Source organism: Mycobacterium sp. NGS64, assembly GCF_059812245.1.
On sequence record NZ_JCALCI010000003.1, the window covers coordinates 136,732 to 161,497 of the forward strand.

Sequence of the window (24,766 nt, forward strand, 5' to 3'; positions counted from 1 at the left end):
GAATCCCTTCCCTGGGCGTCACTGCGGCGCCCCGAACATGCAGCATGCCCAGGAAAGAATGTTTCGAAGCCTAGCGATTATCCGGACGGCTCCGCGGGAATGCGTTCGTGCACCGTCAGCAGCAAATGGTCGAACTGACTTTGGGCTGCGATGGTCGGGGCCGGCAGCGTCACGACCTCGGCGAGCAATTGCTTCGCCAGGGAGCGCAGCTTCACATTCGTCTCCTGCGAGCGCCACTGCAGCACGCGGAAGGCCTGCTCGGCGCTGACCCGGTAGACATACATCAGCACGCCTTTGGCCTGCTCGATGGCCGCGCGATTCTCGAACAGGTCCGGCAGCGCCTCGTCGAGCACTTCCTGCCGCGCCTCGTCGAAGGTGTTGGCAAGGTCGATGTAATACCCGGCCGTGCCCACCACCGCGCCGGAGTCGTCCAGCATGCGGTCGGCCACCACGATCGCGTCGTGCACATTGCCCGCGGTGTCGAGGAACCGGTGGCGGCTCGAAAACGACTCCTCGGACTGCAGCGCGTAGTCGAGCAGGTCCTGGACGTGAGCACGGTCATCGGGATGCTTGTGCGACAGCAGCAGTTTGGTCGTCGGCTCCACTTCCCCGGGTTCGTACCCGTGCATCCTGGCCACCTCGTCGGACCATTCCCAGCGCTGGCCGACGAACCAGAAGCGGAAGGCCCCGACGTTCAGGTACCTGCTCGCGGCCGCGGCCGCTCCGACCGGCTGCGTCGAGCTCTCGGCGGGTTGCACGTTTGCATCCTCCCACCCGGTGGGTACTCGCGGCTACCGCATAGGGGGTAACGTCGCGGGCGGACCCATCCACAACACGCGGGAGCGCACGCCGAGTGCGCTGAGAGGACGGCTCGGGGCCGTCGACCGTACGAACCTGACCGGGTAATGCCGGCGTAGGGAGCACAGAATGACCGTGACTATCGAACCGTCCGTCACCACCGGACCCATCGCGGGCAGCAGCAAGGCCTATCGCGAGCTGGAGGGGGTGCCCGGCGCGCGCGTGCCTTTCCGGCGGGTCAACCTCTCCACCGGAGACCACTTCGACCTCTACGACACCTCCGGGCCCTACACCGACCCGGACGCGGTGATCGATCTGACGACCGGGCTGCCGGCGCGGCCCGGCGTGGTCCGCGACCGCGGCACCCAGCTGCAGCGAGCCCGGGCCGGTGAGATCACGGCCGAGATGGCGTTCATCGCCGCCCGCGAGGGCATGCCCGCCGAACTGGTGCGCGACGAGGTCGCCCGCGGCCGCGCGGTGATCCCGGCCAACCACAACCACCCCGAGAGCGAGCCGATGATCATCGGCAAGGCGTTCGCGGTCAAGGTCAATGCCAACATCGGCAATTCGGCGGTGACGTCGTCGATCGCCGAAGAGGTCGACAAGATGGTGTGGGCCACCCGCTGGGGTGCCGACACCATCATGGACCTGTCCACGGGCAAGAACATTCACGAGACCCGCGAGTGGATCCTGCGCAATTCGCCGGTGCCGGTGGGCACCGTGCCGATCTATCAGGCGCTGGAGAAGGTCAACGGCGATCCGACCCGATTGACTTGGGAGATCTACCGCGACACCGTGATCGAGCAGTGCGAGCAGGGCGTGGACTACATGACCGTGCACGCCGGCGTGTTGCTGCGGTACGTGCCGCTGACCGCCAAGCGGGTCACCGGGATCGTGTCTCGCGGCGGGTCGATCATGGCGGCCTGGTGCCTGGCCCACCACCAGGAGTCGTTCCTGTACACGAACTTTGCCGAATTGTGTGAGATCTTCGCGCGCTACGACGTCACCTTCTCCCTCGGCGACGGGTTGCGGCCGGGTTCGATCGCCGACGCCAACGACGCCGCCCAGTTCGCCGAGCTGCGCACCCTGGGCGAGCTGACCAAGATCGCGAAAGCCCATGGCGCACAGGTGATGATCGAAGGCCCCGGGCACATCCCGATGCACAAGATCGTAGAGAACGTGCGGCTGGAAGAGGAGCTGTGCGAGGAGGCCCCGTTCTACACGCTGGGGCCCCTGGCGACCGACATCGCGCCAGCCTACGATCACATCACGTCGGCGATCGGCGCGGCGATCATCGCCCAGGCCGGCACCGCGATGCTGTGCTACGTGACGCCCAAGGAGCACCTGGGGCTGCCGGACCGCAAGGATGTCAAGGACGGCGTGATCGCCTACAAGATCGCCGCCCACTCCGCCGACCTGGCCAAGGGGCACCCGCGCGCGCAGGAGCGCGACGACGAGCTGTCCAAGGCGCGCTTCGAGTTCCGCTGGCACGACCAGTTCGCGCTGTCGCTGGATCCCGACACCGCGCGGGAATACCACGACGAGACCCTGCCCGCGGAACCCGCCAAGACCGCGCACTTCTGCTCGATGTGCGGGCCGAAGTTCTGCTCGATGCGCATCACGCAGGACGTCCGGGACTACGCCGCCGCGCACGGCCTCGACAGCGAGGAGGCGATCGAGGCCGCGATGGCCGAGAAGTCGCAGGAGTTCGCCGAGCACGGCAATCGGGTGTATCTGCCGATCACGCAGTGAATTTCCTGCCGTTAGCCGCGCCCGGCGCCACGCCGTTGCGCGTGCTGACCATCGCCGGCTCGGACTCGGGGGGCGGCGCGGGCATCCAGGCCGACATGCGCACCATGGCGCTGTTGGGCGTGCACGCCTGCGTGGCGGTCACCGCGGTCACCGTGCAGAACACGTTGGGAGTCAAGAGCTTTCACGAGGTGCCCGGCGACGTCGTCGCCGATCAGATCGAGGCCGTGGTCACCGACATCGGCATCCAGGCTGCCAAGACCGGGATGCTGGCGTCCTCGGCCATCATCGCCGCCGTGGCCGCCACCTGGCGGCGGCTGGGGCTGACGGTGCCACTCGTCGTCGACCCGGTGTGCGCGTCCATGCACGGCGACGCGCTGCTGGCGGCGTCGGCCCTGGATTCACTGCGCGGCCAGCTGTTTCCGCTTGCCACGCTGGTGACGCCGAACCTGGACGAAGTGCGGCTGCTGGTGGACGTCGACGTCGTGGATGCGGGGTCGCAGCGGGAGGCGGCCAAGGCGCTGCACGCGCTGGGCCCGCGCTGGGTGCTGGTCAAGGGCGGCCACCTGCGCTCCTCGGACCGCAGCTGCGACTTGCTCTATGACGGCGCCGAGTTCCACGAGTTCGACTCGCAGCGGCTGCCCACCGGCAACGACCACGGCGGCGGTGACACGCTGGCGACCGCGGTCGCGTGCGCGCTGACGCACGGCTTCACCGTGCCCGACGCGGTCGGGTTCGGAAAGCGCTGGGTCACCGAATCCCTGCGCGCCGCCTACCCGTTGGGCGCCGGCCACGGACCCGTCTCGCCCCTGTTCAGGTTGTCGTGAACCTAGACCCGATTGCCGGCGTCGCACACGAACCCGACGGAGCACCGGCCGGTGTCGTGGTGTTGACCCACGGCGCCGGCGGCGACCGGGAATCGCGTCTGCTGCAACAGGTTTGCAACGAGTGGGCCCGGCGCGGCTGGCTCGCGGTGCGCTACAACCTGCCCTATCGCCGGCGCCGGCCCAAGGGGCCGCCGTCCGGTTCCGCGGCCGGCGACCGCGAAGGGATCGTCGAGGCGATCACGTTGTGCCGCAGCCTTTCCGGCGGCCCGCTGATCGCCGGCGGTCACTCCTACGGCGGGCGGCAGACGTCCATGGTCGTGGCGTCCGGCGACGTCGCGGTGGACGTGCTGACGCTGTTCTCGTATCCGGTCCACCCCCCGGGCAAGCCGGAGCGTCCCCGCACCGAGCACCTTCCCGACATCCGGGTGCCCACCGTGTTCACCCACGGGACGTCCGATCCCTTCGGCACGCCCGACGAACTGCGCGCCGCCGCCGCGCTGATCGCCGCGCCGACCGAGGTCGTCGAGATCACCGGCGCGCGCCACGACCTGCGCTCCAAGACCCTCGACGTGCCCGCGCTCGGGATCGAGGCCGCGCTGCGGCTGGTTCGATTACCATAATCCCCAACAATGTTGGAAAAACTTCGCCGAGTGCTCGAATACCGGCTGAGCATCGCCCAGCTGATGGCCATCGCGCTCATCCTCGGCACCCCCTACCTGCTGGTGGGAACCATCTGGTCGACGACCCACACCGAGCATCTGCATCAGATGCACGGCGTCGACCTGGCGGTGTCGTTCCTGGGGTCGATCGTGTCGTGGCCGGTCCTGCTCTTCGCCAACGTCTGCATGACGTGATCACTTTAGTCAGTTAAGACTGGACAGTTTTGACTGACTAATTTAGGGTGGAGTGATGGACGGCATCGGTGACTCGGCCGTGGCGGCCGCCCGCGATCTGCGGGTGCTGTTCAGCCGGCTGCGGCGCCGGCTGCGGAGTCTGCGGGTCGACGAGGACCTCACGCCGTCCCAGACCGCGGTCCTCACCCGGCTCTGGAAAGAGGGCGCGTCGTCGGCCAGCGCGCTGGCCGGCGCCGAAGGGGTGAGACCGCAGTCGATGGCCACGATCGTGGCCGCGCTCGAGCAACGGGGGCTCATCGAACGCACGCCCGACCCCGAAGACGGCCGCCGCCAGGTGATTTCATTGACCATAGCGGGCCGGCGGCGCGCCGAGAGCGACCGTCGGGTGCGGGAGGAGTGGCTGGCGCGCGCCATCCAGGAGCGGTATTCGGAACGGGAACGCCGGGTCATCCTCGATGCGCTGGCGTTGCTCGAGCGTCTGACCGAGTAACGAAAAGGGGATATTTGCGATGGAATTGGGGATTCACTTCATCGACTTTCTGCCGGGAGATCCGGCGAAGCTGGGCCCGACGCTGGCCGACGCCGCCAATGCCGCCGAGCAGGGCGGCGCCACGCTGTTCACCCTGGCCGACCATTTCTTTCAGATGGAAACCGTTGGGCGAGCTGAGGATCCGTTCCTCGAGGGCTACACGTCGCTGGGGTTCCTGGCCGGGCGGACCACGACCATCGACCTGGCCCTGCTGGTGACCGGGGTGACCTATCGCTACCCGGGCGTGCTGGCCAAGACGGTGGCGACACTGGATGTGCTGTCGCAGGGCCGGTCGATGCTGGGCCTGGGCGCGGCATGGTACGACCGCGAACACATCGCCCTCGGCGTCCCGTATCCGCCGCTGAGCACGCGGTTCGAGATGCTGGAAGAGACTTTGCAGATCTGCCTGCAAATGTGGAGCGACAACGACGGCCCGTACGACGGCACCCACTACCAGCTGGCCGAGACAATCTGTGTGCCGCAACCGATTCGGCGGCCCCCGATCCTGATCGGCGGCGACGGTGAGAAGAAGACGCTGCGGCTGGTGGCGCAATACGCCGACGTCTGGAACAGCACGACGAGCGACGTCGACGCACTCAAGCACAAGGTTGACGTGCTGAACCGCCACTGCGACGCGGCGGGCAGGGATCCGGGCGAGATCCGCAAGACAGTCGGATTTTTCGATGACCCCTTCGCGGACACCGACGCGTACCTGAAGACGGTCGAGCGGTACGCCGAGCTCGGCTTCGAAATGATCAACACGGGCCCCGTGCCCGGCAACCCCGACCCGGTCGGGTTCATCCGCCGGCTCGGCGACGAGGTGGTGCCCAGGATCGCCGAAATCGCCTGAGGCTAGCCGGGATAGCGCGAGTAGCAGGCGTCCATGTTGCCGGCCACGCCGCCACGGAAGGCCGCGATCCGGGTGAACCCGGCCGGCACGCTGGTGCCGTCGGCGTCGCTGGCCACCAGGTGGTTGATCAGCAGGCCTGAGACGGCTTCGTCGAGATCGCCCGCCGTCAGCACGAGTTGCTTCTGGGACGGCAGCTCGATCGGTTCGGCCATCTTGCGATGCACGACACCGGTCAGGCAGGCAGTGCGCAACGCGGTCCAGGGGCTCTGCATCGCCAGGCCGCGTTCGTGCTGCACCGCCAGGGCGTACCTGGACATCACCATCGACAGCGCGGTGTCGTCGCCCTGCGGCAGCGTGCGCTCGCTCTCGGCGGCCACCTTGCCGGCCTTCGCCAGCCCGGGCAGGTCGACGACGATGGTGTTGGTGGCCGGGCAGTAAGACGCGGGCGGGCTGGGCTTCGCGTCGGGGCAGTCGGCCGGCTTGTAGGACAGGGTCGGTGGAGTCTTGGGGGAGAAGATCTTCCCCATGAGTTCCATCAACGTCGACAACGTGTCTTCGTTGATCGGGACCTCACCGGTCTCGGGATCCCCGCTGGAGTCGGTCCGAAGAGCGGTCGGCAGGTCGCCGCGGCGCTGGGCGATTTCCTGCTTGTTGATCGCCGCGCACGCCGAGGCGCCGTTGATGAAGCCCATCTGGAAGGCGCTGATCCGGTCCAGCGCCGACCCGTGTTCGTCGTCGTTGGTGGTGTCGGCGTCCAGGACCGGATCGCGGGTGGTGATGATTCCGGCCAGCACGTGGTCCAGCCCGTCGGCGGTGCTCAGCGTGAAGCGCGGCGACTTGCCGTCGGCCACCCAGTACATGTAGACGCCGGCGAAGCAATCGGCCTGCTGTTCGCGGACGATGGTCGGGTCCGTTCGGGTCACCAATTTCGCCATCTGCTGTAATGCGTGCCCGAATTCGTGCGCCAGCACACCGTTCACGGACATGTCACCGAAATAGCGTTGCGCGACGGCCATGAACACCCCGCGGTCCCAGGCGATGAGGTTGCAGCGGGACGTGAAAAAGGCATTGACGAGCTTATAGGTTTCGCTATGGCAAACGATCGGGCTGTTCGGATTGTCGGAGTCGTAGGACACCATCTTGGCGACCGGGATGAAAGTCCCTTTCAGCGATTCGCTGTATACCGACTTCCAGTAGTCCTCGATGTCGTTGATGGACAGCAGGGACAGCTTGTCGATCGGCCCGTTGTCGGTGTTGATCACCGTGCCGGTGGGGTCCGGTGCGTTCGCGCGGATCCCGCTGGGACCGCTGGTCGCGGGCAGGCCGCCCACCCGGAAGGGGTCGTTGAGCATGGACAGCGCCCGCCCGTCGACCATCGTGGTGCAGCCCGCCACCACGAGCACGAGGGCTGCGCAGGCGATTGCCGCCTCCAGACGTCGTCTCCGCCCGCGCACATTCATGACAAACCTCATCCCGACCGGGCTGCAAGGCAGCATCAAAGGGATCTCATTCTAGATGCCCTGGCTAACTCTGACAGCCCAAATTTCTTCGGGCCGGGCGGTATTCACCGGGTAAATTGCCGGTGCCCCGACGATCCCTTAAAAGGGCGGCGGTTCGTCGTCGTCATTGGGCAGGGCGGGTCCGGTGTAGCTCCAGGTTTCGGCGCCGCGGGCGGCGCGATTCTGTCGGCGTTCGGCGGCCACGTAGTGGGCCCGGTTTTGGGCGCGGGTCGCGGCGCGCAACGGCATCTTGGCGGTGCGCTCGCCGCGGCGCTCGGCGGATGCGCCCGGGTGGGTATCGCCGTTGATACCCGAAGTCTGTTATGCCGAGATGGCGGGCGATGCGGCAAGTATTAGCCGTGCGAAGTGTCGGCCTATTTCCTGGGCCGTCATTCGGCTCTCATTTGCCCTGCGCGGGCTTTTGAATGCTGGCCGGTCACAGCCCAAACGCCTGCAGGAACTGCAGCGGATGCATCAGGATGGCCGGCCCGCTCGTCGCCAGGATGCCGACCATGATGAGGAGCAGGAAGGCGGACACGATAGCGCCGACGAGGATCCCGAGGATGAGAAGCTCTGGCAACGATACGAGGTCGTGTAACGCCCCCGTTTGCAGCGAGTTCTGAATCCAGGGCGGCAGCAGCGAAAACAGCAACAACAGTCCCTTGGCGCTGTTGGCCTCGGTATAAGTTAAGGCGGCCAAGCCGCTGTTGAGTGTCTGCACAAACTGGTCGTTGAAGGCCGCCGCCTCACCGGCCAGCGCCTGATAGTTCGCAGCGTGCTGGGAGAACAGGTGCGCGATACCTGTCGACACCTCATCGGCGGCGGCGGGTATCACCGCGACGGTTGGAGCCGCCGCCACCATCTGGGCCGCGTTGACGTTCAAGCCGATGGCTGCCAAGTCCCCTGCCGCCGCCGTCATCATCTCTGGGTTCGCAATCACATAGGACATCTCGCCACCTCCCTGGCCGCCCACCCAGGATGCGCTCGTTTTCGGGGATTGGTATGAGTAGGGGACTACGTGCTTTCGGCAACTGGCGGACAGGCCGAGTACTTAACTTCGTATCGCCGGACTAAGGCCCGCTCAGTTGCCCGGTACCGTCGGTGACCTGGGGCACCCCGGCCAGATGGTCGTACAGCTACGGCACCCGGGTGCGATGCCGCTTGTCGTGCGGCGGGACGCCGTTGACGCCGCCGATCGACTCCGCGTAGGTGCCCACCGCGAACGCCGCGCCAGAACCCATGACCGCCAACGCGTCTCGGTTGACGGTGTCGACGGTGTCGCGCGGGCTCTGGAAGTTGGGGTCGAACGGGACGCCCGCCTGACCGCCCCACAGTCGAGCCTGCACCGTGGTCTTGAGCTGCGAAGCACCGGCGGTCAGACCCCCGACCGGCACGCCCGCGACCATGAACGGGTGGTAGTCGGCCATGGTGGCCAACGGCATGTCGGCGGGCCGCTTGCCGGCCAGGTTCAGGTATCCGCCGAGGGTGCGCTCGATGCCCGCCGAACCCTCGGGCACGTCGCCGAATGCGATTCCCGGCGTGGGCGGACCGGACTGGTCACCGTCGTCGGTGAAGAAGCCGGCGTTCCGCGAACCGAGCATGGTGAAGTCGAGGTACATCGCGATGTCGTTGAGCTGATCGCGGTCCATGCCGAAGACGTAATCCATCACGCCGTTGATGCCGTCCTCGTCGGCGCCCCAGAACGCGAACCGCACCGCGTTGTTCACCGCCGCCAGCGGTCCCAGCTGCAGCGCCGTTTCCAGCACCGCCGCCACGCCGGTGCCGTCGTCGTTGATGCCCGGACCGTCGCGCGGACTGTCCAGATGCGCGCCGACCACAATCGCCTCGTGCGGGGAGCCGGTTTCGGTCTGCGCCAACACGTTTCGTGACGAGATCGTGTGGTTCTCGGCGTCCAGCACCAGACGCACCGGCGCGGTGTCGTGCGCGAGCGCCGCGGCGCCGTTGGCGCCGACGACGGCGACCGGCACGGTCAGCTGCTTGAAATAGCCGGGGCCGAACAGCGTTGGCGGGGCGCCCTGCCCGTTGGGTGCGCTGAGCACGATCAGCCCCGCGGCACCCCGGGCCACGGCGCTGTTCTGCTTGTCGACGACCGAGCAGCCCGTGTCGTCGACGACAGCGATCGCGCCGGCGGGCAGGGCGGCCGGGTAATCGCCGGCGGTGCAGCCCGACGGCCGCGCGGGGTGGACGGCCGGTCCGGTCAGGCCGCCGGGCGGCGTTCGAACCAGCATCGACGCCTGGTCGACCTGATACGTGCGGCCGGCCACCGTCAGCGCGGGTTTACCGGGCGAGACGTTGTAGAGCCGGTCGAACTGCGGGGTCGAGACCTTAAAGCCCCTGTCGCGCAACGCCTTCGCCACGTAGTCGACGCTGGCGTCGTAGCCGGGCGTGCCGTCGGCGCGGCTGCCGCGGTTGGCGTTGGCGATGCCCTGTAGCGCGCGCAGGTGTGCGACCATCCGGTCGGCGGTCACCTTCGCCGCCAGTCCCCGGGCCAGATCCGGCGCCGTCGACGACGGGGGCGCCGGCCGCGGTGACGAGCACCCCGCCACCAACCCGATCAGCGCCAGCGCCGCGGCCAGCCGGCGGATCATGGCTTGTTGAGCACGTGCCGCGTGCGATCGGCCAACACGGGCACGCCATTTCGGCCGCCGAGGTCCTGCGCGTAGAGGGCCACCGCGTAGGCCACGCCGCCGCCATTGATGCCCAGTGAGGTGCGGTCGATGTGGTCGAGCGTGTCGGTCTTCTGGTGATAGTTGGGATCGAAGGGCGCGTCGGCGGTGCCGCCCCAGAGCTTGGCCTGATCGGCGGACATCTTGGTCTCGGCGCCCGAGAACAGGCCACCCGCCGGGATGCCGGCCAGCGTGAATCCGTCGTAGTCCGAACGCCCGTCGAACGAGGTGTCCTGCGCGGTCTTGCCCGCCGACTTCAGATAGGCGACCAGGGTGCGCTCGATGCCGGCCGAGCCTTCCGGCACCACCGGCTGGCCACGGGTGTCCGCGGGCAGCGATTGGTCCCCGTCATAGGTGAAGTAGCCGGGGTTGGGCGATGCGAGCATGTCGAAGTTCAGGTACAGCGCAATGTCTTTGAGCGCGTCGATGTTCAGCGACTCGACATAGTTACGCGAGCCGATCAGCCCGAGCTCCTCCGCGCCCCAGAAGCCGAACCGCACCGCGTTGTGCACCGGCGGCGAATTCCCCAGCTGCACCGCGGTTTCCAGGACGGCGGCCACGCCGGACCCGTTGTCGTTGATGCCCGGTCCCTCGGGGACGCTGTCCAGGTGGGCGCCCGCCATCACCACGTCGGTAGTCGACCCGGTCTTGGTCTGCGCGATGACGTTGCGGGCCTTGAAGGTTTGGACGCTGGCGTTGAGCTTGATCGTGGTCGGTCCCGGCTGCCCGCGTAGTTGCAGCCCGGTGGACTTGGTGACGCTCACCACCGGGATCTTCACGTCGGTGTCGGGCCCGAGGGTGCCGCCCATCTGCTGCTCGTCGACGTTGTCGGCGATGATCATCGCCACGGCGCCGCGCTGCACCGCCGCGTCCTCCTTCTGGGCGAACGGGCAAGTGCCGCGGTCCACCAGGACCACCGCGCCCTGCGCGTGAAGACCGTCGAAGTCGGCGGGCTTGCAGCCCGGGCTGATCGCCGGGGGCACCGCCACCAGCGGCCCGCTCACCCCGTCGGGCGGGGTGCCGAGACTGAAGTCCAGCGGGCGCGCCTCCACGGCCATCCCGCCTACCGTTACCGTCGGCTTGTCGCCGTGAAAAACCCGGGCCGAGAATTCGGGGGTCTGGACGTCAAAGCCGCTGTTGCGCAACGTGTTCACCACGTAGTCGACGCTGGCTTCGTAGCCGGGGGTGCCCACCGCGCGGGTGCCGTTGTTGGCGTTGGCGATGTCCTGGAGTTTCGACAGGTGCGCCATCATGGCGTCGGTCGTGACCTTGTCGTGCACCGAGGTCGCGAACGCGGCGGCGTCACCGGTGGCCGGCTGCGAGTTCTTGCGGCCATGCGAGCAGCCGGCCAGAAACGCGGCCAGGGCGACCACGGCGAGCAGGGCCCTCAGGCTAGACATACAGCGAGGTGAATGGTGCAAATGGCAGATTGCGCACCACGAACCAGGCCGCCACCAGGACCAGCGTCACCGCGGCGGCCCAGCGCTGGTGCTGCCAGCCCCGGACCGGCCGGCCCGTCACCCGGCCGTAGGTCCACGCCCCGTACGCCCACACCAGCAACGCCAGCGCCACCAGGCCCAGCGCGTTGAACCTGGCGGCCGCCAAAACGTTGCCGTGCATCAGCGAATACAACATCCGGGCGCTGCCACACCCCGGGCAGTCGATGCCCAACAGGGCCTTGGTGGGGCAGACCGGCAGGGGCCCACCCGGGGTCGTCGGATCACCCACCCAGGTGGCGGCGCAGACCAGGGTGGTGGACGCCGCCACCAGGAGCGGCGCGCCCAGACCGAGGCGCGCCGACCCGAGGCGGGTCACCATGATCGCGCCTCCGGCTTAGAACATCGCGGATAGCATCGCCATGCTGGAATTCTGGGCAGCCAAGCCACCGACCACCGCCAAGATCACGTAGATGACCGATACGACAACGCCAAGGATAATCGACCACATACCCCATTTCTTGGCGCTGTCGGCGGACGCCTGCGCCTCGGCATATTGGCCCTGGGCCCACAACCCGTTGACCTGACTGGATTTGACGACCGCCACGATGCCGAAGGGAAGGCAGAACAGGAGCCCGATAATGGCCAGCACTAAATGGTTACCTGGCGCTGGCCCGGCAGGTTGCTGTGGCGGGTATCCGGGCGGAGGGGGCGGCTGTGTCATGGATTCTCCAGTCGAGGCGAGTTAGCTGGCGTCGAGCGGTGCTTACCATACCGGAGCGGGCCCGCGAGGGCACTATCTCGGCGAAATTCGCCGTTTCCGCCGGCCGCGCGACCGTTCCGCCGCCGGCGCTTGCGTTGCCGCGCGCCCTGGGCACGAGCCGCGGACTGGCGCGAAAGTCCCTGACCGTCAACCACTTTGCCTACCGGATGGCTTCGGCCGCCGGTGGCAACAATGATGCCCAGACAGATAATTTCCAGCGGAATGTGTTGCATGGACAGGACATAGCCCTACGATCCCTTTAGCGGATGCACTATTTCCGGTGAGCGACGCACTGTTAGGAGCCGATGATGCCTCAACTCAGCAAGGCGCTGCGCGCCGCGGCGGCCACCGTGGCCGCGGGCAGTTGCGCGTTCGCCGGTGCCGCCACGGCGGCCGCGGACCCCACCAATACCGGTAGCTCGGCGGACATCAACACGCTAGCCGCCAATCTGTCGAAAGGCTACGGGCTCAACAACTGCACGGCCGGAAACCTCGACGCCGGTGAACTCGCCGTGCTCACCTGCGGGCAGAGCCCCGACCCGAGCGGCCCGATTCAGGCCAGGTACATCCTGTTCAACAACGCCGACAATCTGACCGGTTCGTTCAAGACCAGCATCAAGGACGACGTGCTAACCGCGTGCGGGGACGCCGGCCAGTCGCCCACCACCTGGCACCAGGGCAGCAACAACGCCAACTCCGGATCGGTGGCGTGCGGGACATACCAGAACGCCGCGGAGATCATCTGGACCACGGACGCCAAGAACATCTTGAGCCTTATCCGTGGGTCGAATAACGACGTCCCCGCGCTCTACCAGTGGTGGCGTGCGAACGGCTGAGGCCCGAAAGACGCTCGGTTGCTTGGTTTTCCAACACAACAAAGGAGTTCAGAATGTCCCCTCTCACCAAGGCGTTGCGGGCGGCGTCGGCCGCGGCGCTCATGGGCGCTTCGGTCATCGTCGGCACCGCCGCGGCGACCGCGGATCCCGGCACGGGTAGCTCGGCGGACATCAACACGCTGGCCGCCAATCTGTCGAAGGGCTACGGCCTCAACACTTGCCAGCCGGCCCCGCTGTCGGGCCCGATCCTGGCCGAGCTCGACTGCGGGCAGAGCCCCGACCCCAACGGCCCGGCCGCCGGCGTCTACCAGCTCTACAGCAACGGCAGCGACCTGGCCGCCGCGTTCACCGGCGGCATCAACGGCGTATCGCTGAGCCCGTGCGGGGACAACGGCCAGTCACCGGGCACCTGGCACACGGGCAGCACCGGCGCGACGGCGGGCCAGGTGGCGTGCGGGACCTATAAGAACGCCGCGGTCATCACCTGGACCACCGACGCCAAGAACGTGTTGAGCCACATCCGCTCGTCCAACACCGACGTGAACGCGCTCTACCAGTGGTGGCGCACCAACGGCTGAGCTTCTACAGTTGCGCGGCAAGTAAATCCGCGACCGCGCGCATCCCGGCGTCATTGGGGTGCAGCGGGGCGGGCCGCCCGGGCAGGGACATGCCGTAGCGCGCCGGGGTGGTCGTCCACGGCTCGGCCGACCAGGCGTGGTGATCCCGGCTGGCCGCAGCGGCGCCGACGATCTCACACCCGGTCGCCGCGGCAGCGTCGGCGGTGCGGCGTTCGAGGGTCGCGGCCACGTGCCGCCCGAGGTCGGCGTCCGCCTGCCGCAGCGGCGGGGCCGGAGCGTCGGCGGGCGGCAGGATGGTCAGGTAGTCGACGAAGACGATCCGGGCCTTCGGGGAGCGCTGCCGCACCGCCGCCCCGACCGCGCACAACGAATCGAACACGTCGGCCAGCGCCCGATCGCGCGTGTCACGTTCTAGCAGTTCGGATATGAGCCCGCCCAGCAGCGGCAGGCGCCGCGCGGCGGGCGGCAGCGACGCGGCCATCAACAGCGGAACGTAGCCGACGTCGTTGCCGCCGATGGTCACGGTGACCACGGCCTCCGAGCCGTCCAGCGCGGTGATCTGCGGCGGCCAGCCGCGCTGGTGATCGGCGAGCACATGGGCGGTGGTTGCGCCGGAGAAGGTGACGTCGACCAGCTTGAGGCTCAGCCGTTCGGCGACCAGGTGCGGGTAGTTGCGGGCGGATCGGCCCGACCAGAGCGGGGCGCCCTCGGCGCGGGGCCGGATGCCGGGGCCGGCGGCCATCGAACTACCCAGCGCGACATAACGTTTCATAGTTCGGGGGACGACGCCTGCGCCCAGAACCGTTTGGGGATCCGCCCGGCGCGCCGCGCCAGGTATCCGGCGGTGACGGCCGCGGCCATGGCGGCCGCCATCGCGGGCGGGTCCGCGGCGCGGGTCACCGCGGTCGCCAACAGCACGGCGTCGCAACCCAATTCCATTGCCAGCGCGGCGTCGCTCGCGGTGCCGATGCCGGCGTCGAGCACCACCGGGACGCCGGCCCGCGCGACGATCATCTCGATGTTGTGCGGGTTCGTGATGCCAAGGCCGGTGCCGATGGGGGCGCCGAGCGGCATCACCGCCGCGCAGCCGGCGTCTTCGAGCCGGCGGGCGAGCGCCGGGTCATCGTTGGTGTACGGCAGCACGACGAACCCGTCGTCCACCAATTGCTCTGCCGCGCGGACCAATTCGACGGCGTCCGGCAGCAGCGTGCGTTCGTCGGCGATCACCTCGAGCTTGACCCAGTTGGTGTCCAGCGCCTCGCGGGCCAGCTGCGCGGTGAGCACCGCCTCGGCCGCGCCGCGGCAGCCCGCCGTGTTCGGCAGCGGCGTGATGCCCAGCCGGTTGAGCAGGTCCAGCAGCCCGGTCCCGCCCTCGGCGTCGACGCGGCGGATCGCCACGGTGGTCAGCTCGGTGCCCGACGCGATCAGCGCCTCTTCGAGCACCGCCAGGTTCGTCGCTCCCCCGGTGCCCATGATGAGCCGCGAGGCGAAGCTGCGATCCGCGATCGTCAGTTTGGTTTCCGTGTCGGCTCTAGCCACCTTGCACCGCCGTCACCACCTCGAGTCGGGCACCATCGAAAAGCCTTGCCGTCCAGTCGGATCGCGGGAGCACGGCGTCGTCGATCGCCACCGCGATGCCGCGGCCGGGGAACCCCAGCGACTCCAGCAGCGCGGCGACGGTGGTCTGCTCGTCGACCTCGACCGTTTTCTCGTTGACCGTGACGATCATGACCGCGCCCCGACCGGGACCAGCTCGGCGACAACCTGTTGGGCGGTCCACGGCGCCAGCAGGAACCCGGACCGGCCGTGGCCCGCCGCGACCAGGGTTCGCTCGTCCACGCGCTGCACGAGGGGCAGGTTATCGGGTGTCATCGGGCGCAGCCCGGCCGCGCACTCGGCCAGCTCGTACTCGCCGAGCGCCGGCAGCACCGCGCACGCGTCGTCGAGCAGGTCCCGCACCCCCGACACCACCGGGGCCGTATCGCGGCCGTGCTCGTATTGGGTGGCGCCGACGACCACCCCGTCCCCGCGCGGCACCAGGTACACCTGCCGCCCGTGCACGCGGGCGCGAATGACCCGCTGCAGCAACGGCATACAGCCCTTGCGCCAGCGCAAGCGCAGCACCTCGCCCTTCACCGGCCGCACCGGCAGCCCCGGCCACAGCGCGGGCGCGTCGATGCCGTTGGCGATCACCACCGCGTCCGCGTCGACCCGCTTGAGGTCGCTCACCGGACCGGCCCACCGCACCCCGAGGCTCTCGCAGTCCCGGCCCAGCGCGTCGAGCACGGCGCGGTTGTCCACCGCCAGCTCGGTGGGCGCGCGGAAGCCGTGCCGGATGCCTTGCGCCAGCAGCGGTTCCACGTCGCGGGCGGCCGGCTCCCACACCACCGGATGGCCCTGCTCGGACAACCAGTCGGCGACGGTGCGCAGGTCGGCGACGTCGGCGCGGTCGACGGCCACCACCAGCGACTCGCGGGCGGTGATCACCCCCGGCGGCCAGCCGTCGGTGAAGCCGCCCTCGCGCCACAGCCGCAGCGACTCCAGGCCCAGCCGCAGCAACCGCTCTTCGCCGGGCCAACCCTCGCTGTGCGGGGCGAGCATCCCGCCCGCCACCCACGACGCACCCGGTTCGCCGGTGTGGTGCACGACGACCGACCATCCGGCCCGCGCGGCGCGGCGCGCCACCGACAGCCCGATGACACCGCCGCCGATGACGGCCAGTGAGTCTTGCATCCTTTGCTCCCTTCGCCGGCATGACCCGGATCAGGTGTGACGGTAAGGGCGTGCGCGCCCACTCTCAGTCCCCGGTCGCTGGGACTCCCGTGCTCTTCGGGTTCCACGCTAGCGCGCTAGCGTCTCGGTGTGCACCAACCGTCCACCCGCCTCGCGGCGGCCAGGCTGTATCTGTGTACCGACGCGCGCCGCGAGCGCGGCGACCTGGCCGAGTTCGTCGACGCCGCGCTGGCCGGCGGGGTCGACATCGTCCAGCTGCGCGACAAGGGGTCGGCGGGTGAGCAGCGGTTCGGTCCGCTCGAGGCCCGCGCCGAGCTGGCCGCCCTCGAGGTCCTCGCCGACGCGGCCCGCCGGCAAGGCGCCCTGTTCGCGGTCAACGACCGAGCCGACATCGCCCGCGCGGCCGGCGCCGACGTGCTGCACCTGGGCCAGGGGGACCTGCCGCCGGCCGTGGCCCGCGACATCGTCGGGCCGGAGGTGCTGATCGGCCTGTCCAGCCACGACACTTGCCAGATGACCGCCGCCGCCGGCGAGGCCGACTACTTCTGCGTCGGGCCCTGCTGGCCCACCCCGACCAAGCCCGGCCGCGCGGCGCCGGGGCTGGGCCTGGTGCGTGAGGCCGCCCAGCTCGGCGGGGACAAGCCGTGGTTCGCGATCGGCGGCATCGACGGCCGGCGGCTGCCCGAGGTGCTCGACGCCGGCGCCCGCCGGATCGTGGTGGTGCGGGCGATCACCGCGGCCGAGGACCCGCGGGCCGCGGCCGAAGCGCTCAGGTCTGCGCTTGCAGCAGCGAGCTGATCAGGCGACTCAGCTGCGACGGCTCCTCGTCGGCGTCACCCGGCATGCACCACACGAAGACCCCGGCCTCGACCTCGAGTGTGCGCGGCAGGTGATGGCGCCGTTCGTCGCCGTGGTCCAGCGGCAACAGCGCCGGCGAAGTGCGCAGCCGCTGCCAGCTGGCCGCGAAGCCGGGATGCAGCGGCAAGTCGGCCACCTCGCTCTCGGCGACCCAGCGCATCTCGGCGCTTTCCCGGTTGGGGACCGTGTCGAGCAACTCGGCCGCGTCGGCGACGACGGTGGTATAGGTCCAGCTGGTGCCACCGAGCCCGGTCACCTCGGCGGTGACGACCGCGGCGCGCACGGCGAGCCGCTCGGCCCGCAGGCCGGCCTCCTCGTGCGCCTCGCGGACGGCGGTTTGCTCCGGCGTCTCGTGGCTGTCCCGCGCGCCGCCCGGCAGGCCCCACGTCCCGCCCTGGTGACTCCACACCGCCCGATGCTGCAGCAGGACCGCGGGCGTGCCGTCGGGGCGCGGCGCGCGCAACAGCAACCCGGCCGCGCCGTAGCGGCCCCAGTAGTGGGCGCCGCTGTCGGATACCACCCATCCGTCGCCGTCGCCCTGCACGAGATCAGGATATGCAGGCGACCCCGCCGGTCAATTGACTCGCCTCCCCCCATCCGCACGAACATTCTCTTAGAATTCGCTTATCCAGGTTCGTGGGCCGAAAGTTATGAGGGCTGAGTAGACGTGACGGTTGAGCTGGCGCACCCGTCGACCGAACCGAAGGGGTCGCGGTCGCCGGCCGAACCGGCACACCCGCGCTGGTGGTTCATCTCCACGACGCCGGGCCGCATCCTGACCATCGGGATCGTGCTGGCGGCCCTCGGCGTCTCCAGCGCGTTCGCCACGTCGACGACCATCAACCACCGGCAGCAGGTGCTGTCCACGGTGCTCAACCACACCGAGCCGCTGTCGTTCGCCGCCGGGCGGCTCTACACCACGCTGTCGGTGGCCGACGCCGCGGCGGCCACCGCGTTCATCGCGCAGGCCGAGCCACGGCCGGTTCGGCAGCGCTACGAGCAGGCCATCACCGACGCCGCGGTAGCCGTGACGAGGGCGTCGAGCGGGCTGACCGACGAGCCCCTGGTGCAGTTACTGGGCCGGCTCAACGCCGAGTTGGCCGTCTACACCGGGCTGATCGAGATCGCGCGGACCAACAACCGGGAAGGCAATCCCGTCGGGTCGTCGTACCTGTCGGAGGCCTCCGGGCTGATGCAGTCGCAGATCCTGCCCGACGCGGCGCAGCTGTACCAGGCGACCTCCGATCGGGTGGACAGCGAAACCACCGCGTCCACTCACTTCCCCGCCCCGGTGATCCTGGTCGTCGCCAGCACGGTGGTCTTCGGCGCGTTCTCGCATCGCTGGCTGGCCCGCCGCACCCGGCGCCGAATCAACCCGGGGCTGGTCGTCGGCGCTCTCGGTATTCTCGTCATGGTGGTATGGGTCGGAACCGCGCTGACCATTTCGACGACCGCGAGTCGCAGCGCCAAGGACACCGCCGCGGAGTCGCTGCGGACCGTCACCAACGTCGCTATCACCGCCCAGCAGGCGCGGGCCGACGAGACGCTCTCGCTGATCCGCCGCGGTGACGAGGAGATGCGCAAGCAGTCGTTCTACCAGCGCATCGACTCCATGCACTCCCAGCTCGACCAGTACATGTCGCGCAGCGACGCCGTCGACAAGCCGGACCTGCAGGGGGCGGATCAGCTCCTGCTGCGCTGGCGGCAGGCCAACGACCGGATCAACTCCTACATCTCGGTGGGCAATTACCGCGCCGCCACCCAGGTCGCGCTCGGCAGCGGCGAGGACGACTCCACCCCGGCGTTCGACAAGCTCGAGGACGAGCTCGGCAAGGCCATGGACCAGAGCCGCACCCACCTGCGCAACGACGTGCTCAGCGCGCGCAGCGGGTTGTCCGGCGCCCAGGTCGGCGGCGTCGTGCTGTCCCTCGGCGCGGCCATCGCCGTCGCGCTCGGCCTGTGGCCGCGGCTCAGGGAGTACCGGTGATCAGGCGCTGCCTGGGGGCGCTCGCGGCGGTCGGCCTACTCGCGGGCTGCGGCCACACCGAGACGCTGACCGTGGCCACCGTGCCGACGCTGCCGCCGCCCACGCCGGTCGGCATGCAGCAGTTGCCCCCGGAGCCGCCGCTGCCGCCGGACGACCCGAGCCAGGGCTGCGACCTGACCGCGAGCCTGCGCCCCTTCCCCAACAAGGCCGAGGCCGACGCCGCCGTCGCCGACATCCGAGCCCGCGGCCGGCTGATCGTCGGGCTCGACATCGGCAGCAACCTGTTCAGCTTCCGCGACCCGATCACCGGCGAGATCACCGGCTTCGACGTCGACATCGCCGGCGAGATCGCACGCGACATCTTCGGCGCCCCCTCGCACGTCGAGTACCGCATCCTGTCGTCGGAAGAGCGGGTCACCGCGCTGCAGCGCAACGAGGTCGACGTCGTCGTCAAGACCATGACCATCACCTGTGAGCGGCGCAAGCTGGTGAACTTCTCGACCGTCTACCTCGACGCCAACCAGCGCATCCTGGCCCCGCGCGACTCGCCGATCGCCAGGGCGGCCGACCTGTCCGGCAAGCGGGTCTGCGTGGCCCGGGGCACCACCTCGCTGCACCGGATACAGCAGATCGACCCGGCGCCGGTCATCGTGTCGGTGGTGAACTGGGCCGACTGCCTGGTGGCCATGCAGCAGCGCGAGATCGACGCCGTCAGCACCGACGACTCGATCCTGGCCGGGCTGGTGGAGGAGGACCCGTACCTGCACATCGTCGGGCCGAATATGGCGACCCAGCCGTACGGCATCGGCGTCAACCTGAACAATCCCGGGCTGGTCCGGTTCGTCAACGGCACGCTGGAGCGCATCCGTCGCGACGGGACGTGGAACACGTTGTACCGCAAGTGGTTGACGGTTCTGGGACCGGCGCCCGCCCCGCCCACGCCGAGGTACGTGGACTGATGGGCGAGCCGATGGATTCCGAGGACGTCGGCACCCAGGCGCCCGACGTGCAGACCGGTGCGGCGGCGGAGTCGCGGCCGCAGGCCACCCAGGCCTTGTTCCGCCCCGACTTCGACGACGATGACGACGACGACTTCCTCATCCCGGGCATAGACATCGAGGCGCCGGAGCGGATGACGGTGGCCACCCGGGTGCTGCCGCCCACCCGGCAGCTGGGCGGTGGGCTGGTCGAGATCCCGCGCGTGCGCGACATCGATCCGCTCGAGGCGCTGATGACGAACCCGGTGGTGCCGGAGTCCAAGCGCTTCTGCTGGAACTGCGGAAAGCCGGTCGGCCGGTCGGGCTCCGAGGGCAAGGGCGCGTCGGAGGGCTGGTGCCCCGCCTGTGGGAGCCCGTATTCGTTTCTGCCACAACTGAATCCGGGCGACATCGTCGCGGGCCAATACGAGGTGAAGGGCTGCATCGCGCACGGCGGGCTGGGCTGGGTCTACCTGGCGGTCGACCACAACGTCAACGACCGGCCGGTGGTGCTCAAGGGCCTGGTGCATTCCGGTGACGCCGAGGCGCAGGCGATCGCGATGGCCGAGCGCCAGTTCCTGGCCGAGGTGGTGCACCCGCAGATCGTGCAGATCTTCAACTTCGTCGAGCACACCGACCGGCACGGGGAGCCGGTCGGCTACATCGTCATGGAGTACATCGGCGGGCAGTCGCTGCGGCGCAACCTCAAGGACGGCAAGTCCGAGAAGCTGCCCGTTTCCGAGGCCATCGCCTACCTGCTCGAGATCATGCCCGCGCTGAGCTACCTGCATTCCATCGGCCTGGTCTACAACGACCTGAAGCCGGAGAACATCATGCTCACCGAGGAGCAGCTCAAGCTGATCGACCTGGGCGCGGTGTCGCGGATCAATTCGTTCGGATATCTTTACGGCACACCAGGTTTCCAGGCGCCGGAGATCGTGCGCACCGGCCCGACGGTGGCCACCGACATCTACACGGTGGGACGCACGCTGGCGGCGCTGACGCTGAACCTGCGCACCCGCAACGGCCGCTACGTCGACGGGCTGCCGGACGACGATCCCGTGCTGAAGACCTACGACTCGTACGGCCGGCTGCTGCGCCGCGCCACCGACCCCGACCCGAGGCGCCGGTTTTCCACCGCCGAGGAGATGTCGGCGCAGTTGATGGGCGTGCTGCGGGAGGTGGTCGCCCAAGACACCCGGATCCCGCGGCCCGGCCTGTCGACGATCTTTTCCCCCAGCCGGTCGACGTTCGGGGTCGACCTGCTGGTCGCGCACACCGACGTGTATTTGGACGGCCAGGTGCATTCCGAGAAGCTCACGGCCCGGGAAATCGTGACCGCGCTGCCGGTGCCGCTGGTCGATCCGACCGACGTCGCCGCCCCGGTGCTGCAGGCGACGGTGCTCTCCCAGCCGGTCCAGACGCTGGACTCGTTGCGCGCCGCGCGGCACGGTTCGCTGGACGCCGACGGCATCGAGGTGGCCGAGTCGATCGAGCTGCCGCTGATGGAGGTCCGCGCGCTACTCGATCTCGGCGACGTGGCCAAGGCCACCCGCAAGCTCGACGACCTGGCCGAGCGCGTCGGCTGGCGGTGGCGGCTGGTGTGGTATCGGGCCGTCTCCGAACTGCTGACCGGCGACTACGAGTCGGCCACAAAGCATTTCACCGAGGTGCTGGACACCTTCCCGGGCGAGCTGGCGCCCAAGCTGGCGCTGGCCGCCACCGCCGAGCTGGCCGGTAATCCCGACGAGCACAAGTTCTACGAGACGGTGTGGAAGACCAACGACGGCGTGATCTCCGCCGCCTTCGGTCTGGCCAGAGCCCTTTCGGCCGAGGGCAATCGCGAGGAGGCGGTCAACACGCTGGACGAGGTCCCGCCCACCTCAAGGCATTTCACGACCGCGCGGCTGACCAGCGCGGTGACGCTGATGTCGGGCCGCTCCACCAGCGAGATCACCGAGGCGCAGATCCGCGACGCGGCCCGCCGCGTGGAGGCGCTGCCGCCCACCGAGCCGCGGGTGCTGCAGATCCGCGCCCTGGTGCTGGGCGGCGCGATGGACTGGCTGCAGGACAACGAGGCGAGCACCAATCACATCCTCGGCTTCCCGTTCACCGAACACGGCCTGCGACTGGGCGTCGAGGCGTCGCTGCGCAGCCTGGCCCGCGTCGCGCCCACGCAGCGACACCGGTACACGCTGGTGGACATGGCGAACAAGGTGCGTCCGACGAGCACGTTCTAGTTTGGGTTTGGGTTGGGTTTGGGCCCCGGACCGCGAGTGTGAATCGTGGGCGGCGACACGCCGACGAACTTCGCCATGGGCTCACACCGAAAAGCCTTGCGTTCACACTCGATTCGCCGATGAGTTCGAGTGTGAATCGTGGGCTTTCGGTGTGAATCCTGGGCGGCAGAATCGCCCGAATCCCGCCACCGGCTCACACTCAAAACCAAGAGCTCACACTCAACGAGTCAGCATGCAGCCCAACCTCGTTCGATCATCGCCGTGCGGACTCGGCGCACAATATTTGCGCGGTGATCCTCAGCGACGACCCGGACGATGATCCAGCCCATTCGCTCGAGCGTCTCCAAGCGCTGAATGTCGTAGACGTACCGGCGACGATCGGTCTGGTGTTGATCACCGTCATGTTCAACGCCGACCATGTACTCGTCCCAACCCACATCGATGTGGGCGACTGGCAGGCCGTCCACGCCGAGCACCGGTATCTGGGTCTGCGGCCGTGGCAATCCGGCATCGATGAGCAGCAGCCGCAGGTAGCTTTCGCGCGGCGACTGCGACCCGGGGTCGACCAGCTCCAGCGCGGCCTCTAGCCGCCGCAACCCGGGCGTGTGGGGATGGCACTTCGCGATGCGCAGCACGTCCTCGGTCTTGAAACCCGTTGCGCGCGCGAGCGCGTCGAGCCGGACGACCGCCGAGCGGATGGCGCCGCGGCGACCGATGTCGAAGGCGGTGCGCTCGGGTGTGGTGACGACGCGCCCGTCCATCACCTGCGTCTCGCCGTCTGCCAACGCGTCGCGCCGGGTCAGCACGCCGAGGGGCGGACGGGTGTTGGCGTGATTGAGCTCGATCGGAACATTGTCGGGAATCCACTTGGATCCGTGCAGCGCCGCGGCGGCCGCGCCCACGATGGTCGCCGACCTCTTCGACCACAGCCACGCCGCGGCGATCCGCTGTTCGAGGGACGGCTCGGTGCCGTTCGGTAGGTAGACGTTCGGAAAGACCGCGCTATAACGCGTGCGCAGATGATGCCGGTTCAACGCCCCGGAAGCCCATGCCTCGCTGCCGATGAACGGTTTTCCCAATTCCATGTCGGAACGGTCGCACGCCGACGGCTGACGGCGTTTACAGCTATCCACAGGGCGGCTGAGTGTGAACTGGTGGCTTTTCGTGTGCGTACAGGGCGGGAAAAAGCCACAGGCACACACACAGCGCAGACATAGGTTCGTATCGCACAGTTATGGACATGCCGGGGCAGTCCACGCGGTGGATCGCGACGGCCCGCGCGCTGCGTCGGGCCGGGTTCGGGGTGACCGGGCCCGAGGTCGACGCGGTCGCCGGCCGGGACTGGCCGGACTACGTCGACGCCATCCTGGCCACCAACCCCGACACGGATCCGGGCGCCGTCGCCACCCCGATGCCCACCATGGAGGCGCCCCGCGCGCCCGGCAAGGGCGCGCCGCAGGCGGCTCGCAAGCAGTACAACGCCGCGTTGTCCGAGCAGCAGCGGGCGCTCTCGGAGTGGTGGCTGAGCCGCATGGTCGGCGTCGGGCAGCCGATCCACGAGAAGCTAACCCTGTTGTGGCACAACCACTTCGCCACGTCCGCGCAGAAGGTCCGGGTGGCCGCATACATGGCCGCGCAAAACCAGAAGCTGCGCACCGGGGCGCTGGGCGATTTCCGCAAAATGGCCTACGCGATGCTGACCGACGCCGCGATGCTGCGCTGGCTCGACGGGCAGACCAACACGGCCAAGGCCCCCAACGAGAACCTGGCCCGCGAATTCATGGAGCTGTTCGCGCTCGGCCACGGCAACGGCTACACCGAGGACGACGTGCGGGCCGGCGCGCGGGCGCTGACGGGATGGGTGATCGGCGCCGACGGCCAAACCGCGGTGCTCCCCAAACGCCACGACCCGACGGCCAAGACGCTGTTCGGGTCCACCCGCGACTTCGACGCCGCGGCGTTCTGCGACGCCGTGCTGGCCCAGCCCAAATCGGCCGAATACGTCGCGGGGCGCCTGTGGCAGCAACTGGCCTCCGACGACCCGCCGTCACCGCAGGCGCTCGACCGCCTCGTCGCCGCCTACGGCCCTGGACGCGACCTGCGGGCACTGACCCGGGCGATCCTGACCGACGGCGAGTTCACCGGCGGGCGAGCGACGCGAGTCAACACCCCGGTCGAATGGCTCATCGGCGTGATGCGGGCGCTGCGCGTGCCCGTCGACAACCCCGCGCAGCGCAAGCTCGCCGACGCCACCCTGCGGGCGCTGGGGCAGCGCCCGTTCTACCCGCCGAGCGTCGGCGGCTGGCCCCGCGGGCGGGTATGGCTGTCCACCGCCAGCGCCGGGGCACGCCTGCGCGCCGCGACGCAGTTGGCGCAGGCGGGCGACCTCTCGAGCGTCGAAGACGCCGCCCCGCGCGACCGCATCGACGCGGTCGGCTACCTGATCGGCGTCGGCGATTGGTCGGACCGGACCGCCGACGCGCTAGCGCCGCTGGTGCGCACGCCGCCCCAGTTGGTCGCCGCCGCGGTCAACACGCCCGAATACCTGACGTCCTGAGTGAGACC

The 24,766-nt window shown here is 69.1% G+C and carries 27 protein-coding genes and 2 riboswitches; of the genes, 13 read left to right on the forward strand and 14 right to left on the reverse strand.

The features are described 5' to 3' along the window. Positions 1-77: 77 nt before the first annotated feature. Positions 78-698: a PAS and ANTAR domain-containing protein gene (locus AC5Y4S_RS14545; protein WP_500034015.1), complete on the reverse strand. Its 621-nt coding sequence runs from the start codon at positions 696-698 to the stop codon at positions 78-80. A gap of 128 nt (positions 699-826) precedes the next feature. After that, positions 827-937: riboswitch (TPP riboswitch) on the forward strand. Here AC5Y4S_RS14545 and thiC point away from each other — a divergent pair. From thiC to AC5Y4S_RS14575, 6 genes are all read left to right on the forward strand, one after another. Further along, positions 928-2,550: a phosphomethylpyrimidine synthase ThiC gene (gene thiC / locus AC5Y4S_RS14550; RefSeq protein WP_500033438.1), complete on the forward strand. Its 1,623-nt coding sequence runs from the start codon at positions 928-930 to the stop codon at positions 2,548-2,550. Its footprint overlaps the riboswitch before it by 10 nt. Next, positions 2,547-3,374, forward strand: coding sequence for a bifunctional hydroxymethylpyrimidine kinase/phosphomethylpyrimidine kinase (gene thiD, locus AC5Y4S_RS14555; RefSeq protein ID WP_500033439.1), 828 nt, complete (start codon positions 2,547-2,549; stop codon positions 3,372-3,374). Before thiC ends, thiD begins: the two co-directional genes overlap by 4 nt. Further along, entirely contained in the window at positions 3,371-3,994 is a 624-nt protein-coding gene (locus AC5Y4S_RS14560) for an alpha/beta hydrolase family protein (RefSeq protein ID WP_500033440.1), read from the forward strand. The genes thiD and AC5Y4S_RS14560 overlap by 4 nt, the downstream gene beginning before the upstream one ends. A gap of 9 nt (positions 3,995-4,003) precedes the next feature. Further along, positions 4,004-4,228 (forward strand): hypothetical protein, encoded by a 225-nt coding sequence (locus AC5Y4S_RS14565; RefSeq protein WP_067161796.1) that lies wholly within the window; start codon positions 4,004-4,006, stop codon positions 4,226-4,228. A 55-nt stretch (positions 4,229-4,283) separates the two neighbouring features. Next, positions 4,284-4,718, forward strand: coding sequence for a MarR family transcriptional regulator (locus AC5Y4S_RS14570; RefSeq protein ID WP_500033441.1), 435 nt, complete (start codon positions 4,284-4,286; stop codon positions 4,716-4,718). Positions 4,719-4,737: 19 nt separating this feature from the next. Further along, positions 4,738-5,607: an LLM class F420-dependent oxidoreductase gene (locus AC5Y4S_RS14575; RefSeq protein ID WP_500033442.1), complete on the forward strand. Its 870-nt coding sequence runs from the start codon at positions 4,738-4,740 to the stop codon at positions 5,605-5,607. Positions 5,608-5,609: 2 nt separating this feature from the next. On the opposite strand, the gene AC5Y4S_RS14580 is transcribed toward AC5Y4S_RS14575, so the two are convergent. The 7 genes from AC5Y4S_RS14580 to AC5Y4S_RS14610 all read right to left on the reverse strand — a co-directional run bounded on the left by AC5Y4S_RS14580 (position 5,610) and on the right by AC5Y4S_RS14610 (position 11,953). Continuing rightward, complete coding sequence (locus tag AC5Y4S_RS14580) at positions 5,610-7,079, reverse strand: neutral zinc metallopeptidase (protein WP_500033443.1); 1,470 nt, start codon at positions 7,077-7,079, stop codon at positions 5,610-5,612. A 126-nt stretch (positions 7,080-7,205) separates the two neighbouring features. Continuing rightward, positions 7,206-7,355, reverse strand: coding sequence for a hypothetical protein (locus AC5Y4S_RS14585; RefSeq protein ID WP_500033444.1), 150 nt, complete (start codon positions 7,353-7,355; stop codon positions 7,206-7,208). 187 nt (positions 7,356-7,542) lie between these two features. Next, complete coding sequence (locus AC5Y4S_RS14590) at positions 7,543-8,055, reverse strand: PE family protein (RefSeq protein WP_500033445.1); 513 nt, start codon at positions 8,053-8,055, stop codon at positions 7,543-7,545. A 187-nt stretch (positions 8,056-8,242) separates the two neighbouring features. Beyond that, complete coding sequence (locus tag AC5Y4S_RS14595) at positions 8,243-9,715, reverse strand: M28 family peptidase (RefSeq protein ID WP_500033446.1); 1,473 nt, start codon at positions 9,713-9,715, stop codon at positions 8,243-8,245. Further along, entirely contained in the window at positions 9,712-11,193 is a 1,482-nt protein-coding gene (locus tag AC5Y4S_RS14600) for a M28 family metallopeptidase (protein WP_500033447.1), read from the reverse strand. Before AC5Y4S_RS14600 ends, AC5Y4S_RS14595 begins: the two co-directional genes overlap by 4 nt. Next, positions 11,186-11,611 carry a DUF2752 domain-containing protein gene (locus AC5Y4S_RS14605; RefSeq protein WP_500033448.1) on the reverse strand — a complete coding sequence of 142 codons (426 nt, stop codon included), beginning with the start codon at positions 11,609-11,611 and terminating at the stop codon, positions 11,186-11,188. Before AC5Y4S_RS14605 ends, AC5Y4S_RS14600 begins: the two co-directional genes overlap by 8 nt. Before the next feature lie 15 nt (positions 11,612-11,626). After that, complete coding sequence (locus AC5Y4S_RS14610; protein WP_500033449.1) at positions 11,627-11,953, reverse strand: CD225/dispanin family protein; 327 nt, start codon at positions 11,951-11,953, stop codon at positions 11,627-11,629. 347 nt (positions 11,954-12,300) lie between these two features. Between AC5Y4S_RS14610 and AC5Y4S_RS14615 the strand changes: the two genes are divergently transcribed. Next, positions 12,301-12,828, forward strand: a complete 528-nt coding sequence (locus tag AC5Y4S_RS14615) for a serine/threonine protein kinase (protein WP_500033450.1) — start codon at positions 12,301-12,303, stop codon at positions 12,826-12,828. A gap of 53 nt (positions 12,829-12,881) precedes the next feature. Next, entirely contained in the window at positions 12,882-13,406 is a 525-nt protein-coding gene (locus AC5Y4S_RS14620) for a serine/threonine protein kinase (RefSeq protein ID WP_500033451.1), read from the forward strand. A 4-nt stretch (positions 13,407-13,410) separates the two neighbouring features. On the opposite strand, the gene AC5Y4S_RS14625 is transcribed toward AC5Y4S_RS14620, so the two are convergent. The 4 genes from AC5Y4S_RS14625 to thiO form a co-directional block, all read right to left on the reverse strand. Next, positions 13,411-14,178, reverse strand: a complete 768-nt coding sequence (locus AC5Y4S_RS14625; protein WP_500033452.1) for an SGNH/GDSL hydrolase family protein — start codon at positions 14,176-14,178, stop codon at positions 13,411-13,413. Beyond that, positions 14,175-14,879: a thiazole synthase gene (locus AC5Y4S_RS14630; protein ID WP_068131476.1), complete on the reverse strand. Its 705-nt coding sequence runs from the start codon at positions 14,877-14,879 to the stop codon at positions 14,175-14,177. Before AC5Y4S_RS14630 ends, AC5Y4S_RS14625 begins: the two co-directional genes overlap by 4 nt. Positions 14,880-14,937: 58 nt before the next feature. Next, positions 14,938-15,135: a sulfur carrier protein ThiS gene (gene thiS, locus AC5Y4S_RS14635; protein ID WP_500033453.1), complete on the reverse strand. Its 198-nt coding sequence runs from the start codon at positions 15,133-15,135 to the stop codon at positions 14,938-14,940. After that, entirely contained in the window at positions 15,132-16,139 is a 1,008-nt protein-coding gene (thiO, locus tag AC5Y4S_RS14640) for a glycine oxidase ThiO (RefSeq protein ID WP_500033454.1), read from the reverse strand. The genes thiS and thiO overlap by 4 nt, the downstream gene beginning before the upstream one ends. Then, positions 16,130-16,240: riboswitch (TPP riboswitch) on the reverse strand. It overlaps the preceding gene by 10 nt. A 28-nt stretch (positions 16,241-16,268) precedes the next feature. Here thiO and thiE point away from each other — a divergent pair. Next, a complete protein-coding gene (thiE, locus tag AC5Y4S_RS14645) occupies positions 16,269-16,937 on the forward strand; it encodes a thiamine phosphate synthase (protein ID WP_500033455.1) in 669 nt (222 codons plus the stop codon). On the opposite strand, the gene AC5Y4S_RS14650 is transcribed toward thiE, so the two are convergent. Then, a complete protein-coding gene (locus AC5Y4S_RS14650; RefSeq protein WP_500033456.1) occupies positions 16,909-17,541 on the reverse strand; it encodes an NUDIX hydrolase in 633 nt (210 codons plus the stop codon). The two genes, thiE and AC5Y4S_RS14650, sit on opposite strands and share 29 nt — an antisense overlap. A gap of 123 nt (positions 17,542-17,664) precedes the next feature. Between AC5Y4S_RS14650 and glnX the strand changes: the two genes are divergently transcribed. Genes glnX through AC5Y4S_RS14665 form a run of 3 tightly spaced genes read left to right on the forward strand, consistent with a single transcriptional unit; the run spans position 17,665 to position 22,201 of the window. Next, a complete protein-coding gene (gene glnX, locus AC5Y4S_RS14655; RefSeq protein WP_068101351.1) occupies positions 17,665-18,984 on the forward strand; it encodes a protein kinase G-activating protein GlnX in 1,320 nt (439 codons plus the stop codon). Next, positions 18,981-19,943 carry a glutamate ABC transporter substrate-binding protein gene (locus AC5Y4S_RS14660; protein WP_500033457.1) on the forward strand — a complete coding sequence of 321 codons (963 nt, stop codon included), beginning with the start codon at positions 18,981-18,983 and terminating at the stop codon, positions 19,941-19,943. Before glnX ends, AC5Y4S_RS14660 begins: the two co-directional genes overlap by 4 nt. Positions 19,944-19,954: 11 nt before the next feature. Beyond that, entirely contained in the window at positions 19,955-22,201 is a 2,247-nt protein-coding gene (locus tag AC5Y4S_RS14665; protein ID WP_500034016.1) for a serine/threonine-protein kinase PknG, read from the forward strand. A gap of 227 nt (positions 22,202-22,428) precedes the next feature. On the opposite strand, the gene AC5Y4S_RS14670 is transcribed toward AC5Y4S_RS14665, so the two are convergent. Next, positions 22,429-23,286: a putative endonuclease domain-containing protein gene (locus AC5Y4S_RS14670; RefSeq protein WP_500033458.1), complete on the reverse strand. Its 858-nt coding sequence runs from the start codon at positions 23,284-23,286 to the stop codon at positions 22,429-22,431. A 155-nt stretch (positions 23,287-23,441) separates the two neighbouring features. Here AC5Y4S_RS14670 and AC5Y4S_RS14675 point away from each other — a divergent pair, with 155 nt between their 5' ends. Beyond that, complete coding sequence (locus AC5Y4S_RS14675) at positions 23,442-24,758, forward strand: DUF1800 domain-containing protein (protein WP_500033459.1); 1,317 nt, start codon at positions 23,442-23,444, stop codon at positions 24,756-24,758. Positions 24,759-24,766: the final 8 nt, after the last annotated feature.

What these genes read in the sequence shown, in the direction of transcription:
- thiC (WP_500033438.1), top strand. Translation starts at nt 928, where the DNA reads ATGACCGTGACTATCGAACCGTCCGTCACCACCGGACCCATCGCGGGC.
- AC5Y4S_RS14565 (WP_067161796.1), top strand. Translation starts at nt 4,004, where the DNA reads ATGTTGGAAAAACTTCGCCGAGTGCTCGAATACCGGCTGAGCATCGCC.
- AC5Y4S_RS14570 (WP_500033441.1), top strand. Translation starts at nt 4,284, where the DNA reads ATGGACGGCATCGGTGACTCGGCCGTGGCGGCCGCCCGCGATCTGCGG.
- AC5Y4S_RS14575 (WP_500033442.1), top strand. Translation starts at nt 4,738, where the DNA reads ATGGAATTGGGGATTCACTTCATCGACTTTCTGCCGGGAGATCCGGCG.
- AC5Y4S_RS14580 (WP_500033443.1), bottom strand. Translation starts at nt 7,079, where the DNA reads ATGAGGTTTGTCATGAATGTGCGCGGGCGGAGACGACGTCTGGAGGCG.
- AC5Y4S_RS14585 (WP_500033444.1), bottom strand. Translation starts at nt 7,355, where the DNA reads ATGCCGTTGCGCGCCGCGACCCGCGCCCAAAACCGGGCCCACTACGTG.
- AC5Y4S_RS14590 (WP_500033445.1), bottom strand. Translation starts at nt 8,055, where the DNA reads ATGTCCTATGTGATTGCGAACCCAGAGATGATGACGGCGGCGGCAGGG.
- AC5Y4S_RS14595 (WP_500033446.1), bottom strand. Translation starts at nt 9,715, where the DNA reads ATGATCCGCCGGCTGGCCGCGGCGCTGGCGCTGATCGGGTTGGTGGCG.
- AC5Y4S_RS14600 (WP_500033447.1), bottom strand. Translation starts at nt 11,193, where the DNA reads ATGTCTAGCCTGAGGGCCCTGCTCGCCGTGGTCGCCCTGGCCGCGTTT.
- AC5Y4S_RS14605 (WP_500033448.1), bottom strand. Translation starts at nt 11,611, where the DNA reads ATGGTGACCCGCCTCGGGTCGGCGCGCCTCGGTCTGGGCGCGCCGCTC.
- AC5Y4S_RS14610 (WP_500033449.1), bottom strand. Translation starts at nt 11,953, where the DNA reads ATGACACAGCCGCCCCCTCCGCCCGGATACCCGCCACAGCAACCTGCC.
- AC5Y4S_RS14615 (WP_500033450.1), top strand. Translation starts at nt 12,301, where the DNA reads ATGCCTCAACTCAGCAAGGCGCTGCGCGCCGCGGCGGCCACCGTGGCC.
- AC5Y4S_RS14620 (WP_500033451.1), top strand. Translation starts at nt 12,882, where the DNA reads ATGTCCCCTCTCACCAAGGCGTTGCGGGCGGCGTCGGCCGCGGCGCTC.
- AC5Y4S_RS14625 (WP_500033452.1), bottom strand. Translation starts at nt 14,178, where the DNA reads ATGAAACGTTATGTCGCGCTGGGTAGTTCGATGGCCGCCGGCCCCGGC.
- AC5Y4S_RS14630 (WP_068131476.1), bottom strand. Translation starts at nt 14,879, where the DNA reads ATGGGCACCGGGGGAGCGACGAACCTGGCGGTGCTCGAAGAGGCGCTG.
- thiS (WP_500033453.1), bottom strand. Translation starts at nt 15,135, where the DNA reads ATGATCGTCACGGTCAACGAGAAAACGGTCGAGGTCGACGAGCAGACC.
- thiO (WP_500033454.1), bottom strand. Translation starts at nt 16,139, where the DNA reads ATGCAAGACTCACTGGCCGTCATCGGCGGCGGTGTCATCGGGCTGTCG.
- AC5Y4S_RS14665 (WP_500034016.1), top strand. Translation starts at nt 19,955, where the DNA reads ATGGATTCCGAGGACGTCGGCACCCAGGCGCCCGACGTGCAGACCGGT.
- AC5Y4S_RS14670 (WP_500033458.1), bottom strand. Translation starts at nt 23,286, where the DNA reads ATGGAATTGGGAAAACCGTTCATCGGCAGCGAGGCATGGGCTTCCGGG.
- AC5Y4S_RS14675 (WP_500033459.1), top strand. Translation starts at nt 23,442, where the DNA reads ATGCCGGGGCAGTCCACGCGGTGGATCGCGACGGCCCGCGCGCTGCGT.